Annotated in this window: 10 protein-coding genes and 1 pseudogene; 5 read left to right on the forward strand and 6 right to left on the reverse strand. The window is 50.2% G+C overall.

Features of this window, described 5'->3' with window-relative positions:
• The first annotated feature begins 1 nt into the window (after position 1).
• On the forward strand, positions 2-832 hold the full coding sequence (locus GRX76_RS13300; RefSeq protein WP_160153760.1) for an alpha/beta fold hydrolase: 831 nt from the start codon (positions 2-4) through the stop codon (positions 830-832).
• Positions 833-991: 159 nt separating this feature from the next.
• On the opposite strand, the gene GRX76_RS13305 is transcribed toward GRX76_RS13300, so the two are convergent.
• Positions 992-3394, reverse strand: coding sequence for a DNA polymerase II (locus GRX76_RS13305; protein WP_160153761.1), 2403 nt, complete (start codon positions 3392-3394; stop codon positions 992-994).
• Positions 3395-3697: 303 nt separating this feature from the next.
• Entirely contained in the window at positions 3698-7678 is a 3981-nt protein-coding gene (locus tag GRX76_RS13310; protein WP_160153762.1) for a hypothetical protein, read from the reverse strand.
• Positions 7679-8630: 952 nt separating this feature from the next.
• Here GRX76_RS13310 and GRX76_RS13315 point away from each other — a divergent pair.
• Both GRX76_RS13315 and GRX76_RS13320 read left to right on the forward strand, forming a co-directional pair.
• A complete protein-coding gene (locus GRX76_RS13315) occupies positions 8631-9479 on the forward strand; it encodes a hypothetical protein (RefSeq protein WP_160153763.1) in 849 nt (282 codons plus the stop codon).
• Between the two features lie 198 nt (positions 9480-9677).
• Positions 9678-10277 (forward strand): hypothetical protein, encoded by a 600-nt coding sequence (locus GRX76_RS13320; protein ID WP_160153764.1) that lies wholly within the window; start codon positions 9678-9680, stop codon positions 10275-10277.
• 30 nt (positions 10278-10307) lie between these two features.
• Here GRX76_RS13320 and GRX76_RS13325 read toward each other — a convergent pair whose 3' ends face one another.
• Both GRX76_RS13325 and GRX76_RS13330 read right to left on the reverse strand, forming a co-directional pair.
• Entirely contained in the window at positions 10308-11345 is a 1038-nt protein-coding gene (locus GRX76_RS13325) for a hypothetical protein (RefSeq protein WP_160153765.1), read from the reverse strand.
• Between the two features lie 153 nt (positions 11346-11498).
• Positions 11499-11639: pseudogene (locus tag GRX76_RS13330) on the reverse strand (transposase); the annotation flags it as partial.
• Between the two features lie 556 nt (positions 11640-12195).
• Between GRX76_RS13330 and GRX76_RS13335 the strand changes: the two are divergent.
• Together GRX76_RS13335 and GRX76_RS13340 are read left to right on the forward strand one after the other, a co-directional pair.
• Complete coding sequence (locus tag GRX76_RS13335) at positions 12196-13758, forward strand: hypothetical protein (RefSeq protein ID WP_160153767.1); 1563 nt, start codon at positions 12196-12198, stop codon at positions 13756-13758.
• A gap of 251 nt (positions 13759-14009) precedes the next feature.
• Entirely contained in the window at positions 14010-15002 is a 993-nt protein-coding gene (locus GRX76_RS13340; protein ID WP_160153768.1) for a transposase, read from the forward strand.
• Positions 15003-15210: 208 nt separating this feature from the next.
• On the opposite strand, the gene GRX76_RS13345 is transcribed toward GRX76_RS13340, so the two are convergent.
• Both GRX76_RS13345 and GRX76_RS13350 read right to left on the reverse strand, forming a co-directional pair.
• Positions 15211-16080, reverse strand: a complete 870-nt coding sequence (locus GRX76_RS13345; protein ID WP_160153769.1) for an HNH endonuclease — start codon at positions 16078-16080, stop codon at positions 15211-15213.
• Positions 16077-17525 carry an ATP-dependent endonuclease gene (locus tag GRX76_RS13350; RefSeq protein WP_160153770.1) on the reverse strand — a complete coding sequence of 483 codons (1449 nt, stop codon included), beginning with the start codon at positions 17523-17525 and terminating at the stop codon, positions 16077-16079. The genes GRX76_RS13345 and GRX76_RS13350 overlap by 4 nt, the downstream gene beginning before the upstream one ends.
• Positions 17526-17544: the final 19 nt, after the last annotated feature.

The following is a 17544-nucleotide window of genomic DNA, read 5'->3' on the forward strand; positions in this document are numbered from 1 at the left end:
TATGGGATTCGTCACAACCAAGGATGGTGTAGAGATTTTCTACAAGGACTGGGGGCCGAAAGACGCACAGGTCGTCTATTTTCACCACGGCTGGCCCCTCAGCTCAGACGACTGGGACGCCCAGATGTTGTTTTTTGTGGAGAAAGGATTTCGGGTAGTCGCCCATGACCGACGCGGCCACGGGAGATCAAGTCAGGTCTGGGACTGGCATGACATGGATCACTATGCCGATGACACGGCAGCCGTGGTTAAGCATCTCGATTTAAAAGGTGCCGTACATGTCGGTCATTCCACAGGAGGCGGTGAAGTCGTTCACTACATCGCGCGACACGGAGAAGATCGCGTCTCCAAGGCCGTCATTATCGCAGCAGTGCCACCCATCATGGTAAAAACCGAAAGCAACCCGGGCGGACTGCCAAAAGAGGTATTCGACGATCTACAGGCCCAGCTCTTCGCCAACCGCGCGCACTTCTACCACGAGATTCCGGCCGGTCCCTTCTATGGCTACAACCGTCCAGACGCAAAACCCTCACAGGGAATTATCTGGAACTGGTGGCGTCAGGGTATGATGGGGAGCGCCAAGGCGCACTACGACGGTATCGTCGCCTTTTCACAGACTGACTTTACCGAAGACCTCAAGAAAATCACCATTCCTGTTCTGGTGATGCATGGTGACGATGACCAAATAGTGCCCTATGAGGATTCCGGCCCGTTATCTGCAAAGCTACTTCCAAATGGCACACTGAAAACCTATTCCGGATTTTCCCACGGCATGCCTACTTTCAATGCCGACACCATCAATGCAGACCTACTGGCCTTTATTCAGGGTTAAACATATAACCGGATGCCAGCCACAGGCATGACTGGCATCCATTTATCCTTCAGCGCGGCCGCTGGCAAGAATGCGCGCCTCGACAAATCATTAAACGCCACGGTGGTAAAGCCCGGCTTTGGCGAGCAACAACATCCTGTTTTCATTTCAAGCCGATACTCAATCGGTCAGCCCAAACAGACCCAGCTGGCCATCCACCAGACTGTCAAAATCCAGGTCGATGAAGGGCAATATGGCATCGGCCACCGGCTTGAGCTGTTTGTCGATGTAGTGCTGGTAATCGATCGGCGACTGGAGGTAATCCACCGGCTCCGGGCCATTGAGGGTAATTACGTAGTGAATCCAACCCTTGTTCTGATATTTGGGTGAAAGTCCCTGCTGGCGGCGGTGTTCGTCGGCCAGGCGCGCGGCGCGCACCTGGGGCGGTATGTTTTTTACGTATTGCTCCAGCTTGCGCCGGAGCCGCTTGCGGTAGACCAGCTGCTCATCCATCTCCCCTGTCCGGGTTTTCTCCACCATCTCGCGGATATAGTCGGATGGATCTTCACCCTTAAACACCATCCCGTAGAGTTGGGTCTGGAACTGCTTGGCCAGGGCCGTCCAGTCGCTGCGCACGGTTTCCAGGCCCTTGAATACCAGCTTTTCCTCATTCCCGTTCACCACCAGGCCCGCATAGCGTTTTTTGGAGCCGGCCTCCGAGCCGCGGATGGTAGGCATCAGAAAACGCTGGTAGTGGGTTTCGAATTCCAGCTCCAGTTCGCACTCCAGCGCCAGCTCGTCTTTGAGCTTGTTCTGCCAGCGCGTGTTTATCTCGCTCGCGAGACTCTTACCGATCGCATCCGCCTCTTCCGGACTGGGTTGGCCACTCAACCATACAAAGGTGGAATCGGTATCGCCGTAGATGACCTGGTGTTTCCCTCCATCAATCTCCTCAATCCACCGGGCCGTCTGCTGCATGATCTCGTGACCGCGCAGGGTAATGGAGCTGGCCAGGCGCGTGTCGTAGAAACGGCAGCCGCCACTTCCGAGAACCCCGTAAAAGGAATTCATGATGATCTTGATGGCCTGAGAGCGCGCGGCATCCTGCTCCTGCTTGGCGATGTCGCGCTGGGCCCAGAGGTTGGTAATGATGTCCGGCAGGAAGTGCTTGTCACGGGAGAAGCGCGCGCCGCGAAAACCGGGGATGCTGTTTTTATCCGCCCCGCGCTCTTCCGTTCCCTCGACCGCGCCCTCTTCCGGCCCCTCGGCCAGCCCCACAATCAACCCCATAGGATCGATCTTGAAGGTCCGGATAATGCTGGGGTACAGGCTCTTGAAATCCAGCACCAGCACGTTGTCGTACAGGCCCGGCCGGGAGTCCATCACATAGCCGCCCGGGCTGGCCAGGCCGCCGTCGGCCGGCAGGTTCGGCGCAACATAGCGGCTGCGGTGCAGCCTGGGCAGGTAGAGGTTGGTAAAGGCTGCCACCGAACCACCGCTGCGGTCGAGTTCGAGGCCGGTGAGCTGGGCCCGCAGGCGCAGATAATCCAGCAAGCGGGTGTGCTGGAAGATATCCCAGACCAGGCGGCAGTCTTCCAGGTTGTAGGCGGCGAGCTTGGGTTTGTTATGGCGAAAGTCGTGTTCAATCGCCGCCAGGCGGTTGTCCACGTCTTCGGTGTCCTTGCCTCTGCCCAGCAGGGTCTGGGCCACAAACTCCAGGCTGAAGCTTTCAAAGTTGTAGGTGGCGCTCTTCAGTCCGTCGATGCCGTCCAGCACCACCCGGCCCGGCAGCGTCACGAAGCCCTGGTTGCCTTCCCTGCCATCCCGCCAGCGGGCATCGGTACCACCGCGCCCCAGCTTCAGGCGCAGGCCGTAGCGCCCGGCCCTTTTCAGCAGCAGCCGAAAATCAAAGTCCACCACGGACCACCCAATGATGATGTCCGGGTCCAGGGATTGGATCCTGACCTCCAGCGCCTCCAGCAGCGCCCGTTCGTCATCCACCCAGTGGATGATGGTTTCAGCACTTTCAGGCTGTCCCACCATCAGCACCTCTTCCACGCCATGGCCGTAGAGACCGACGGAATACAGCTCACCCTTGCCGGAGCACTCCACGTCCAGAGACACCACCTTGAAATCCGGCTGTACCTCGGCGCCCTTGAGGCGCACCTGTCGGTATTCCGTATAGCCCTCTTTGGCCCGGGCCACGCCTTCAAAGTAGAGGCCTCCTCGGGCAAAGCGCTCCATCAGGTAGCGGTCGTGGAGACGAAAGTCCGCTTCAAACACCTCGATGCCGCGTGCTTGCAACTGGGTCTGGGCCCGGCGGTGGGCGTCGATGGCGGGGAAATACAGCATGGCCGCCTCCTCGCGGCCAAAGGTCTGGAAGCCCAGCTGCTGCCAATCGAAAGGCACGCCGGCCAGCGCCTCGGTCACTTGGGCGTGGTCTGCCACCCTCACCATAAAGACCGGACGCTCACCTTCAATGACCAGCTTGACCGGGCCCTCGGGCGTGGCCAGCCAGTAGTGGATGCAGGTGCTGCCGCGCTGGTCAAAGCTGTGGCGGCTTAGGAGGAATCCTTGAGGCAAGAGGTAGTACTTCGTTGAGGCTTCGGTTAGAGACTGACGCCATTCTACTGGATAAATACACAGATATCAGTAGTCGCCATAGCTAGATGCCAGGGCTCTGACAGCCCGCATAAGCTATGCCTATACTCCCATCAATCCGACTCACGCAAGGAAAATAAATACCGTAGATAAGTCCTGTGTTAAGGATAGGCCACAACCACTTCCAGGTTTAATGCGGTATTGCAGGTAACGAGAACTGGGCGATTTCGCCTTAAAAGACAAAGGGCCACTAGGGCCCTTTGTCGGAATGGTTAAGCTTGTACATCAACGAGTTATGTTGATGGCGCCTTGTACCGTAGTCCAAAACAACTCACGAATACCGTCACCATTGGTGTCGACCAGTTTCATACTACCAGGCGTGGACGTATCACTTAACTTCGGCGACTCAGAGATGATCTTGCCGCTACTCGGATCCGCCTCAATGAAGAAGTGATCATAGTATTCACCACCGAACTGGACGTTCAACATAATATTATTAGCGGAATCGCCGTAATCCTGCATTTGCATAGAAAGGATTTCAATATCTGGGAAGGACGCAACGCTTCGCAGTGTAAAGTCCGAGTTCAGCAGCAGCAGCCAAGTATCCCCTGCACTACCATTGGTCAGGGCAAGCACGATTTCATTATTACTGTCGCCATCCACATCGCCAGTGGTAACGCCGACCATATTAAGCCGATCAAAATAGAGGCCAAAGTACTCACTACGCTTCGCTTCCGGAATATCATTCAGCGAGAAAGTCCGCGTAATGGAAGCAGAACCTTCCCCAGGAGTGATCAAGTTCAAACTCTGCGGTGTGTAGCTGACAAGCTCTGTGGCATTGGTGCCATCGAAATCAACTACTTCAAGGCCTATACCACCGGCGTTTTCAAGGTGCCAAAGTTGTTGAAAGGTTTCACTATCAAAGGCGTAGACGGAGCCCAGTTCAGTCGTCAACACCATTGCAGTATTGGAAGTAGATGCCAGTTTTGCGTGAGCAACCGCTACAACCTTACCGTCCAGTTCTGAGCCGGTCCAGACGAAGGACTCCGAGAAGAAATCATAAATTCTCGGTACCGAGTCCTCGGCATAAAGTAATTGGCTAGTACCGTCGCCCCCCAAATCGGTAATACCACCAGAAAACGCGGAAGACCTGTGGAGTCTCGGTATTCCGGCTTCCCAAGTCATCTCTCCATTACCGGGGTTCATAAGCCCAAGATAAAAAGCTTCACTACCGAAATCCACTTGACCCATGGCCGCCAGCTTTACGCCTTCACCATTGAAGTTTACCGTGTGCAGGTTCGACAATTTGCTCGTCAGATAATTCGGCTGTGGCGTGGTCCATTCCAGCTCAACATTACCGTCACCGGACATATCCGAGTAAGTCTTGGCATGCCCTCTATCTCTGAAGAAAAACTCAAGCTCAGGATCATCATCGAGATTGACAATAGCCATCCCCTCACCCCATGCACTAGAGCGCGAGCTGTTCCAGTGCGGAACTAATTGCGGAGACGCTTCGGCATCAAACGAATACAGTTGACCTCTTCCAACACCATTCTCAGTGGTTAAAATTTCTGATTTACCATCGCCATCTGTATCGAAAGCGAATATGTTGGTCGTATAAACCGGGTTTTGCACTTTTACACCCTGCGCAACGGCATCAAACAGGGTGAGATAGTGGGAGCTACCGATTTCTGGATTTTTCAGAGCGCCGATAATTTCGCCAATTCCATCGCCATCAACATCGGCAATTTCAATATCGTGATCATACGACTGCTCATTGAACCCGCGAGAGTAGTGCCACTCCAACTCATAGCCTTCGCCGTTGAGGCCGAAGAGATAGCCATTGTCTGTAGCAATCTCGAGTGTTGGGTCTTCATCAACATTGCCAGTGTCCAGGTTAACCCCAAGCGGTAACGAAGGAGACTGCCATACTAGAGAAAAATCTGATGCCTTGAGTATGGTTAAGCACTGCTCACTAGAATTGTAAGAGCCAAGCATGTCGACCAACACCACGATCTCTAACTGCCCGTCATTGTCCAGGTCCGCAGTGCGAATGGCGACTACTTTGTGTCCTTCGACGGTCGCCACCTGCCTCGCTTTTTGATCACCATCGAACATATACAGGTTGGTCGTTTTCTGCGTTTGGCTTGTGTACGCATCTAAGCCGACCAGTATTTCATCAGCGGAGTCGTCATCCAGATTCGCAGCGACTGCACTGGTAATTCGAAGATTTTTTTCAGTAAAGGCGAAGGGGTACGCCCAGGTTATGCCATAGCCTGTACCATCAAATGCAGTTGCGTAGAGCCGATTTCGCGTATGGCTAATCATTGATTCCGGCTTACCATCACCATCCAAGTCGGCCGTTACTCTCGGACTGGGCGAGCTTATTCCTCCAGAGAGAGGCCATTGGCGGTCGCTATCTACGATCGTGATCGCTCCGCTAACCGGGTGCTGCTCCTCATCCTGTTGGACTGAAATCTCCCAGTACGCATCCATCTGAGTATCAAACATCGGGCCAGTCGGTGTCCAAGTAACTGCACCGGACTCGTCTCTAACCATACCATTAGGACGGGCGAGAAAATTCCAGGTATAAGGATCATTGTCCGCATCTTCGATCAGAACCTGGAAATTGGCCGCCTCACCATACGCCGCAGTCTCTGGCATATTGAGCACAGTAATTTCCAGCGGACTGTTTTGGATTACCGTATCCTCAGACTTGCTCACCATGAGCTCGCCATCACTCACGATTACGGTGACCATTACCTGGTCGTCTTTGGAAAAGTGAGTAGACGGCAAAGTCGCTGAGTCTAATGACTCAATTTCCTCACCGTTAACAAACCATTGATAGTGATTGGTAAGAGCCTGCCCATCAACGTCCGAAGCTTCGACAACAGCACGCAAGTCCGTGTTTGTGTAGGCGGGCAAATCAGTCAGGGTGAGACTGCTGAGAACGGGAGGAGAGTTCACTACCTCGACAGTAACTTCCATTCGGTCGGAGGTGGACTCACCATCACTAGCGGTCAAGGCAAACACCAGGTTGCCAAATACATACGGGCTATTAAAAGTGGGATCTGCAGCAGTGCTATCGCTCAAGGTGACCGGTTCACCAGAAATTTGCACCCACTTATAAGTCAGTGCATCTCCATCAAGGTCGGTTGCACTTCCCTTCAGAGTTACAGCACGGTTGGTTTGAACACTGCCCTCTGAAGAGGCCGAGACTTCAGGCTTACGGTTGTCGATGGTTATCTCAGCGCTGCCGGTAGCTTCCCAATTACCGTCGAAGACCGTAGCCGTAACCTCCACCGTGTCACCCTTGACGTAGTGACTGCTGTCTAGCGTGTCGGCAGATTGCTCATCGAGCAGCTCGCCATTCACACGCCACGAGTAGCTTAGCGTTAATTCGTCCCCATCCGCGTCACTCGCTTCCAGAATGGCGGCAAGTGGAGTATCGGTATAAGCCATTTCGGGTAAAAGGCTGAGACCATCGACCCTGGGGGCGTTTTCAACCTTAACAGTAACGGTAACGGGCTCGGATTGATCTTCTTCATCGGTAGCCGTTAGCGAAAATATCAATTCGCCGGCCTCATCAGGTGCGATGAAACCAGATTCCGCTGTAGCCGTATTGCTGAGCTCTACCGAGTCACCGGATACTTGATTCCACTCGTAACTAACCTCATCTTCATCAGCGTCACTTGCACTACCGTACAAAGTAACTGCACTTCCTGTTTTCACCAGGCTCTCGGCCTGTGCCGTCGGCTGAGGAGCACTGTTCAAGATAAGGGTACTGGCACTCTGCACTGCGGTGCTAGCGCCGTCGCTCACAGTCACCTCTACCGAGACTGTATCTCCTTTGACGAAGTGCTGAGCATCAAGTGTCGCGCCCGTTTCGCCTTCTATGCTTGCTCCGTTGACCAGCCATACATACTCCTCATCCAGCTGAGTACCATCTGGATCATTGGCATCCAATGCAGTAATCAGCGTCGTTTCAGTGGTCGCCATTTCCGGAGTGATAGAAAAACCATTGATGACTGGTGGTTGGTTCGAATCACTTCCAGACGAGCTGCTGCTTCCTCCACTACTACTGCTACTACTGCTACTGCTACTACTGCTACTACCACCGCTACTACTGCTACCTCCGGAAGAATTCCCCCCACCTGAATTACCACCGGAAGAGCCGCCCCCACAGGCAGTAAGCGAAATTGCGATAAATAGAGACCCTAGAATATTCAGTCCCCGAAGGCGGTAAGCCTTTCCTTTCGTTGCCATGTATCCTTTCCTTGTCACCGCTCGTTTAAATACATATCGAGCTGTGTTACTTCGAACAAATTAATATTTCAGATCAAGTTACTTTGAGCATGTTATTTTTCATGCGTTTATTATTTGGCGCGATTCTCTCCTATTAAAAGGAGCGTAACAAGTTACAAGAACTCCAATAACGGTGACATGGAACACCATTAATGAAGTTTTTTCGTTTAAAACGTAAAAGCTGACCGAAGCCAGCTTTGCAAATTGCACGTTAGTGCCATTTAAATTAGAAAATCAATTCAGCATTTAATCCGCTGAAAACAGATTCCAAGTAAGTGCAGATCACCAGTGATCTGTTCTAACCCCAATATCGCAATAATTTCGAATTATTCGATGATATTGAATAGCCAAGGGGGGAGATCACCGCACAAAACGTCCAGCGTTTGAAAGCCATTTACGCCGAGGCTCAGATCACTCCGGCCTCACTGTAAATTGAAAGCGGCAGGATGGGCGCGGATTCAGCGCCTGCCCTTCCCGCCCTTCCCCCCATAATTAACCTGGAGCTGGTGCTGTACACTTCGGCCGAGTTTCGGGATTTAAATCAAAAACGAAAGACTGTAATACACTTTTCTGAACTGCTTAATTCAAAGACCTCCTCACAGAATTCAACCAGAAAAGATTGCGATTCAATGAGAACTTGGTGAGCACATTTCAACTAGACGGGAAAAACTTGGGCTTTAGTACTTTTTTGACGCTAGCCCCAAAAAAGCCAAGCACCAATAATTGACTCTGACACGAATTATTCTGGTACGAATGATACCTGTGATGTCGCGGCGCAATTCGTCGCGGAGTTGACAAGCGACCCTTGAATGAACAGTCAAGCTGAGCGAATATGACCGCGCCCGAATGAGGAGTGTTCGCGCCGCCGAACAGTAAACATCGGCAACCTAATAACAGCCAGGGAGGCAAGACAGTGACTCTCCATCTCCAAGTTACCAAGCAAACCTTCGCCAACCGCATGCGCGATGTCTGGAAGGACTGGAACCGCCCCGGCGGAAGCCGGACAACCCGTCGGCGGCAGTCGATCGAGCAGGCGATTCGCGGCATGACGACCTTCATGCCCACGCCGGCAGTATCCCACAACAATCTGGGCCCGGGCCTATGCGGCTCCTTCAGTTGGGGCAGCTGGCGCTTGAGGCTAAACGCCAACTACACCAACAACGCCAATCTGATCTACGAGGACTTCGTCGAACTGTGCGCAACCATCTACCACGAGACCCGCCACAGCGAGCAGTTCTTCCGTATCTCGCAGGGTCTCGCGGGCGGCGAAATCGAATTCCCCGACCAGAGCTCGAGTTCCAAGATAAACGCCCACACCAGTGTCAATGGCATGGGCACGGTTCAGGATCGAATCCGGATGTTCAAGGATGTCAGCCAGGGCACCGACGTGACCGCGACGCCCCAGATGATCTCCAGATGGCTCAGCGTGCCGCTGAACGTGTCCAATCAAGCCTCCCAGAACGCGCGCAACAACTTTCGGACCTTCTGCGGGACGGCCCGTCCGATCTGGTTCAAGCGTACCACCATCAAACTCGAGGTCGAGGAGTGGATGCGGGAGTGCTACAAAACCACCCTCTCCGGGGTCGGCAACTTCGCTCAGAGCGATCACTCGCCATGGAATTTCTACGCTAACCAGCCCACCGAGCGTGACGCGCACGGCATCGAAGACGACGTAACCGGGCTAATCGAAACCGCCGTCGGCGTCCGCGTCGCCCAATACGGTAACCGGCGCCGCAGCAGCAGCAAGTTCAACCACCTGTAAGACACCGCTGCCAGGGTTTCCGAGCCGAATAGATAGGGCCAGACCAACATTATCGAGTGAATCTTGTTGTGCTTACGCGATTCAAAAATGTTGATCTGGCCCCTTTTATTTCAACTGAGAAAAATTCTTCGTTTCACATTCATCTCAAATCAGACGGATAGAATAAGCTCTTCAACGATTGCATGAGGATATAAGGACATGTCTATTAACGAGCACGCGACCAAGGAACAAGTAAGTCGACTGGTTAACACCGCTCTGGCAGCGATTAAAAACAAGGATAAAAATCCGAACTGGAATCAGACTCTGAATCAGACCATGGATCAACTCGCCCTGATCAGCCGGAACCTGAATACTGCCAAACATGGCGTACAGCACTTTGGTAGAGTGATGGCGACCGACGCCCATGGACACAACGCCTACCGAGCCAATCAATCCGTAAACTCGAAGCTAGGAACACTCTCATCCCTTGAAGACTTCCTCGCCAAAGAATGGAAAAAAATTGGTGATGCGATTAAAGCGGATATGAGAAAGCTACCGACGGAAGGCAAGACCGAATTGGAACTCCTGGATATGCTTGCGGGAGAAGTTGAGTCATTCGATAAGTTACTCAAGCAAAACGTCAGCCAGGTTTCAAAGCACCAGTCCAACCCTCATCAAACGATGATCATTCAAAGAGAAATCACCCAATTAAAAGCAATGCCTGCTCTTACGGCGCCAAGCATGCTTATTCTCATTTCCATAGGCATTCGGCTATTTGCGATGTTCGTTGGAGCCAAAAACGTGAATAGCAGTAAATAGTCGCGATTTCCCTTTATTTATTAGAAAGGATCAATCGATCTGGCGGCGAGCCTCATTAGACCGGTGGGTGAGCGGCTCACGCACCCGGCTTACCTGATCGCGCTTGTCCGTTTTCTTTTTGGGCTTCTTTTCCTTTTTCTTTTTCTTTGGTTGTTCGCTCTTTGGTTTCTCGCTCTCAGGTTCCTCGTTCTTTGGTTGCTTGCCCTTCTGGGGCGGAGCTGGCTTCGCGGCAGTATTGCGCCGATCTTTAGGCGCATTGCGCTGGGGCTGGCCGCGCTGGGTTTGCGGTTTGGGCCTTTCGCTTACCGTGCGCCGATCAGTTGCCGGACGCTCTACTGCAGGAACAACTCTTGGGACGCGATTGCCGGTGGGCTTGTCCGCAACTTTGACTACCCGCTCGTCCCGACTTGGATTCTGACGTGGATTCGGGCGTTCATTACGGCGATCCTCTCTCCGGTTATCTAGGCTCCGGTTATCTAGGCTCCGGTTATCCACCTGAGACGCCCGCCGCTTTGACTCGGCTGTACGAGCAAATCCATGTTCACCGCCTCGGCCACGATCCAGGTCCTGCCCACGACGATCCTGGCGTTCCTCACGGCGATCATGTCGATTCCCGTTGCCTTCATGCCGCTCCCGCCGGTTGTAACCGTCGTCATGATCGTGCCGGCGTGGCGGTCTGTAGTCGCGTCCTCCGGCATAGCGATGGCCGTGACGGCGCAAGCGCGTATGCCAGCGATCATTGAAGTTTGTCGAGATATAGAAATTGGGGGCCGGATACCAACGGCCACCCCAGTGACTGGCACTGATCCAGTGGTCCTGATACCAACGATAGTAACGCCCCTGTCGATAGAAAACGTCGCTGCGGTCGTAGAATACGTAAACACCGAGGGTATCGTCATAGTAGCGATAGCCGGGATCGGTGATCACTGTATAGGAGTAAACCGGAGGCGCCTTGCGGACATAGGTGCCCCCGCCGATCACCGGCGGAGCTGCTGGGTAGGTGACACAGCCACCGAGCGTCAAAGCGATGGTGAGAGCGGCGAGTAATCGGTATGGGACCTGGCGCATGGTGCGTTTTCCTTGGATTCACACCTGCTTTTTAACCCGCCGCAACTGAATCGACCCTGAATTTACTCGCAAAAGAACAGAGACAACCAATGTTCACGGCAAAGTGATGCGCACCCAGCCCAGCGCCCTGCCCCGCAGTTCCCGGCGCCGATACTACCGGCTGAAGTAACGCACATAAATACGCCCAAGGGCCGGCATCACCTTGCTTACACCCTGATCAGACCACGGAGTTACCAGTAGGTGCAGGTGATTGGTCATCAACACCCAGGTATGTACCTGAATTTCGAACTCCTTGGCAAACTGTTTTAGTCAACCGGCGTAGGCGATCATGTCCTGCCCTGAACAGAAGCACACCTGCCGGTTGTTGACCCTCTGTATGACATGCTGCGGAACCCCTGCCGGTCCGAGGCGAGGCTATCTGGCCATCGAGTTTTCCATTACCTTTTTGCCATGACCTTAGACTAATGGATGGAGAAGTCAGTGGATGCTAATGGGTGTCACAATGTTGATCTGCCTCCATTTATTCTGACGACGCAGCCTCACCCCCCGGTAATGTCGAAAACTACAAATGCGTGTCGCTTCTCATTGTCAGTAGGCACTACCTCGACATGCAGCTCCCCGGCACCGAATACGTACTTGCAGCCATCAAGCCGACTACAAAGTCATATTTTCAATTTGGAAATTTGAATTAATTCTCACCGACTATAAAGTGTGATTTCGAAATTTTCGAAATTGCCAACAAGTATTTCTAAACTATGAATTTAGGAAGAATCGCGAAATTAGCTCACATACCAATTTATGGTTTTACGGAGAAGCTCCAACCCAAAAACCAACAAAGTGGAAAATATCTATGCCGAAATATGAATTGAAAAAAACAGAAGAAAATGAAATAAGTGTATTTTCATTTTCCGGCACTGCAAAAGGAAAGTTTGACGAAACCCATATTGTTGGCTCTGAAGTTGTGCGCGGAACCCCTTCAGAAGAAGCAAAAGATCGAGCTAGAAGAGTCCGCAATATAGTGGAACTGGTTGACCCCAAAAACCTATCTACTGACTCAATCCGCTTTATACTGGATGGCCTGCGAAATGTGAGCAAGGGTGACCGCCTAACAGACGAAGAACTCAGGGAGTTTCGAGATCACATTCGCATTGAATCTGACCGCATTGAAAAAATCAAAGAAAAAGAAGACGTCGACTACCAACTTGGAACAGTACAGCTGCCAGATTTAACTGAAGGAATTGCAGGCATTTCCCCTATCGTTCTATCTGGATGGTGGCAACAGGGCCTTGAATTTCAAGAGCGGAATTGCAGATGGTCGCTATTAAGCAGAACCAGTAAGCATTTCATTGAGATCCTTAGCATCAATTACGATGAGTCAAAAGAAAATTTGACCTCTTATAGGATTACAGAAACGCAAACCACCCGATTGGTAGAAGAAATAAAAAGGATTATAAGATACAACCTAAGCTCATCGATTACTCTGGAAAGCTTGGGAATTACGTCTACCGCAAGCCTGGATTCTGAAGCGGTCCACAATAAAATTACTGAACGAGTAACCAACCTGCATTATGTACTGGTCGTTACTCATATAACCTTGAAAGTCACACTAAGGATGCGCAGACGAATAGACTACCAAGAAACTTGGGGCTGGGCTGGCGAAGATTGTCCGATGAGTACTTATGTGCCTGAACGACGTTCTTATTCGCTCTACGGGGATATTCGCTCTTATGAATTCACCCACGAGGCAGATTATTTTCTACTTCGTCAGGATCTGGAGCACGCTAATGAGGTCACAGAAGAGTACTGGTGGAAACGCTCCAAAGATGACTTTCTTGACCGGCTAGGACGTTCATTCGGGCGTCCCACAAATCCCGGTGGCCCTCCGCGTGTTCCGCCTTGGATGCCTGAACTGCCCTGGCCTCCCAATGCGCCGCCGACCACACCGGCTATTGCATCAACTTTGACAGCAGCGACCGGTAGCTCCCCCACCTCCATCACAGGAGGAAATCAGGAAGATTGCTTTCTTCAATCCAGACTTCTGGTTGAGGTTAGCGGTTATATGGACCCGGCAAAACGTGTCAGCATTGATTTCACTATCGAATCATCTGGCGATACATTGCAACGCCGAAACAACCAACGAGTTGTATTGAATAACCCGCCCAATCCAGTGCAACGTAGATTTGATAGAGTAAGTATCACCGTACCGGAAGGGTGTATTCAGGGGTTCACTCTAACCTACAAATTCAAAATCAGAATCGAAGATGAACATAACAACTCAATTGATACCAAAGAGCACTCATTGGATATCTACTTACCACAATGCCAGGGATCCACGGAACAAGACGAAACTGTAAAAATGAACTACGGAGACATAAAATTGACCCTAACCCTCAACAATATGAGTTGCCTCTAATCTTTGGTAGTTCAGACTTGACCTGACAGTTACCGGTTTTCAGAAAATGGATACCCAGCCCAGCCCATTGCAGCCATAGACGGACCAGAAATACTCGCCCGGATCGCGGCACTACCAATAGGTGGACTTAATCTGCCCCCATTCGATAACAATGGGACCCCCAAAGAAGAAAAGGCATCCTACGCCAAACACTTGCATTTAACATAATTCATCGAAAAATACTGGCTATATATACAGCATCATTAATAGCCATGACCCAACCGCGATCAAACCTGATTGATCCAAGTACAACGCCCTACTATCACTGCGTTTCCCGCTGTGTACGCCGCGCTTTTCTTTGCGGGCGTGATGAGCGCACCGGGCAGTGCTTTGAGCACCGTCGACAATGGATAGAAGACCGGCTGCTGAAACTTTCCGGAATATTCGCCCTGGATGTTTGTTCGTATGCCGTCATGAGCAACCATTATCATGTCGTGTTATTCGTGAACCAGCAACAGGCTGACGGTTGGGACCTGCTAGAGGTGGTGTCTCGATGGCATCGGCTGTGCAAAGGCTCTGCCTTATCGCAGCGTTTTTACCGTGGGGAGCCCCTGGATTCTGCCGAACTTGCACGACTGTCTGAGGTAGCCAAAATCTGGAAGACACGGCTGAGTGATATCAGTTGGTTTATGCGCTACTTGAACGAGTTTATTGCACGGGAATCCAATCGCGAAGACCAGTGTAGCGGGCGATTCTGGGAGGGCCGTTTTAAATCCCAAGCATTACTGGACGAAAAGGTCCTGGCAGCCTGTATGGCTTATGTCGACCTTAATCCAATCCGCGCGAAAATGGCCGAAACCCCAGAGACATCGGACCATACCTCAATCAAGCAACGTATCCTCTCTGCAAAACAGGCACAGCAGCCCACCACGCTGCTGCCTTTTGTCGGGAATCCCAAAGAACCCATGCCTACAGGCCTACCGTTTCGGCTAGAGGACTATATTGAATTGGTGGACTGGAGCGGACGCTGCCTACGAGAAGATAAGCGGGGAGCAATCAACGAAAAACTTCCTCCCATTCTCGATCGCCTGCAAATTGATCCAAAGCAATGGACCTATCTGAATAGAAATTTTGAAAGCCGGTTTAAATCCCTGGTAGGCACTGGCCATTCTGTACGCACCGCTTGCGAGCAATTTGGCAAGCGCTGGGTGCACGGAATTCGCGAGTGCGAACGGCTCTTGTCATCACCTCCCGCAATACCTTAACCCCTACTCTCTCCACCCTTTGAATTGCATCGCAGGTCAGCTGCGAGCGTACACTTCGTGTGCGGCCCACCCAATCATACGGAATGCGTGATAAAAACCACACGAGCCTGCCCTTCCAACAATGACTTCTTGCGCGCAAGCAAAAATACTCGTGACGGACGTTTTCTGCTGTTAGGCACTATTTGTGGGTGTCCTTTTTATTTTGTCATCAAACTGCCGAACTCACAGCCTCAGAAAAATCAGGACTTTCAGAAAGCGCCTTCATCAAAACCACGCGCCAGTGATTCAACCCATACAACTGCTCCTCGGACGATAAGCACTGCTGTATAAACCCACTAATGTTATCTCCCCCGTTTTTAAGATGGCTAACGCAAACATTAAATACCTCTGATATTTCATCGCTTGCCAATTCGTTATATGTATCCACCAAATTTAATCGCTCATAGTGTGCAGACAAAACGCTCCAAACACCGTCCAAAATACCGGCAGGTCTTTGGATCGAAAAGATTGCTCCTACAGCATTTATGCCCGTCCTAGTCTGCAAGCTCACCATCAAATATTGACTTTCAGGTATTTGATCACTATAAAAATGCAAGTAAACTCGATTTACAGCATTCTTCCAGTTGCTACTTTTTGTCTGATTGCAATCCGCACAGCAAGGCACCAGGTTTAACACATGGACCGACAACTCCGGAAATTTTGATTCTGGAAGGTAATGATCATAAGTTTTTGGAAGAGTAACCCCACAATAAGGGCATCGCTTTAAAAGCCTTTTCGGCTGAGTCCCCTCTATCAACGTAAAAATCTCTTTAAGTTTAGCTGTACGACCTTTATAACAGCTCAACAAATCATCTTTATGCAGTGCTAGTGAATGGTCTTCTTGAAAATCAAACAATAAGTTTTGCCGCACTGCTTGTTCGAATAAATCATATCGACTAAGGATTTGCCCCTCCAAGCTCAAAAGATTAACTTTTGTTTCATTCACCTCCCCTTTTATTGTGTTATTTTTCGCATTAACAACATCTTTATGTCTTTGCGAGTATGGAACATTGGATGAAGGGACTTCTAATTTTCTCATCTTTCACTACCATACTGCGCCAACAAATATGCTTTAGCGTTAAAACTTAGGCCGCTATCAAATAATTTATCTACAGCCTCAGGTGTATATTTTTTTGCGAGTCTTTTTAATACGCTTTTATAGTGATTATTTATTGAAACCGTATCAAAAACATGCTTAGTTAACTCGGAGATACTCTCACCAAAAGTTTCAAAGCTCATCAATGAAGAAATAGTACTATTCCCCTCACGGGTTAATAGAATTACTCTTTTTCTAGGGATTTCCTGGATAACAATTGGCGAATGCGTAGCAATAATTGCAAACGAATTGTACTTCTTTAGCATTTTATTCATAACATTAAATAAATGCGCTACAGCATTTGGATGCAAGTGCGTTTCTGGCTCATCAAATAGAACCAGTGTGTTTTCTTGAATCCGCGCAACAAGCGCCGTTACGAAATGAGCCAAAATTGATTGACCTGAACTCATCAAAGACAATGCATCACTATCAATTTTTGAATCAACTTCACGCTCAAGTTTAGAAATAAATTTACCACTTGTATCGTCCAGAATTTCAGACATAAATGAAACCCAAGCATCCTCCCTACCTAACTCGACAATTTTAGCCAGATTACTTTTGTAATTTTCCAAAAGCGATGTTTTTGACAGCCCCCCTCTTTCATTCCTAATCCCACAGTAGACATAGCTTACCTGAGGGTTTTTAGGCCGTATAAATTTATCAAAAGCACTATAAGAAATTGTTATCACTCGACTAAATATCGGGCGCTCACCTTCGAACCTTTGATTTTTTTCATCAATCGCTTTCTGTGAAATCCTTCCGACCTGCACCAGATCCTTTGCTAAAGCCGCCATTAGCTGAGTTTTCCCCACTGCGTTCCGGCCAATTAAACCGACTATCCTTCCAGGTAGAACATCACGCTCATCAAAGTCCACACTTATAGTAAATGGACTATCCGCACCTTCGATATGGGCAGTATATTCAAAGGAAAAGTGTTCTGTATATTTTTCGCCCGAAATAATGGAACGACCGAATCTAAATGAACTCCTGGCACCATTTTCTCTAAAAAGTGCGTTTCTATATGCAGACGCACTCTCAAATGGTTCCGCTTTTATTGGCTTCCATGAAATATCATTTAGCGATTCCAAAACCTCTTCGGACTCTTCACTGCCAACAGCACTTAGCAGCGACCGATAAAAATCCAAATCTTGCCCCAAACTTATATAAGTCTCACCAAGGTTAGAAAACTCATCAGGTAGATCAGTAACATTCTTATCTTTTTGCAAAATTTTAACTGTACCAATCTCTACACTCTCATACTTTGTTTTATGGTAAGTTAGATGGAAACTGCATTTTGTGCCAAAATCATCCCAACTGTCGATTGTCAAACTAAAAATAGGATACGTCACCCCAAACAAAGATTCTCTAAATCCTTTAACCTTAAACATAAGTCTTCAACCTTACAGC

Origin of the sequence: Microbulbifer sp. ALW1, from assembly GCF_009903625.1 — a bacterium.
In the GTDB taxonomy this organism is placed as follows: domain Bacteria; phylum Pseudomonadota; class Gammaproteobacteria; order Pseudomonadales; family Cellvibrionaceae; genus Microbulbifer.

Coding starts and splice junctions, on each gene's coding strand:
- GRX76_RS13300 (WP_160153760.1), top strand. CDS start 2: ATGGGATTCGTCACAACCAAGGATGGTGTAGAGATTTTCTACAAGGAC.
- GRX76_RS13310 (WP_160153762.1), bottom strand. CDS start 7,678: ATGGCAACGAAAGGAAAGGCTTACCGCCTTCGGGGACTGAATATTCTA.
- GRX76_RS13320 (WP_160153764.1), top strand. CDS start 9,678: ATGTCTATTAACGAGCACGCGACCAAGGAACAAGTAAGTCGACTGGTT.
- GRX76_RS13325 (WP_160153765.1), bottom strand. CDS start 11,345: ATGCGCCAGGTCCCATACCGATTACTCGCCGCTCTCACCATCGCTTTG.
- GRX76_RS13335 (WP_160153767.1), top strand. CDS start 12,196: ATGCCGAAATATGAATTGAAAAAAACAGAAGAAAATGAAATAAGTGTA.
- GRX76_RS13340 (WP_160153768.1), top strand. CDS start 14,010: ATGACCCAACCGCGATCAAACCTGATTGATCCAAGTACAACGCCCTAC.
- GRX76_RS13345 (WP_160153769.1), bottom strand. CDS start 16,080: ATGAGAAAATTAGAAGTCCCTTCATCCAATGTTCCATACTCGCAAAGA.
- GRX76_RS13350 (WP_160153770.1), bottom strand. CDS start 17,525: ATGTTTAAGGTTAAAGGATTTAGAGAATCTTTGTTTGGGGTGACGTAT.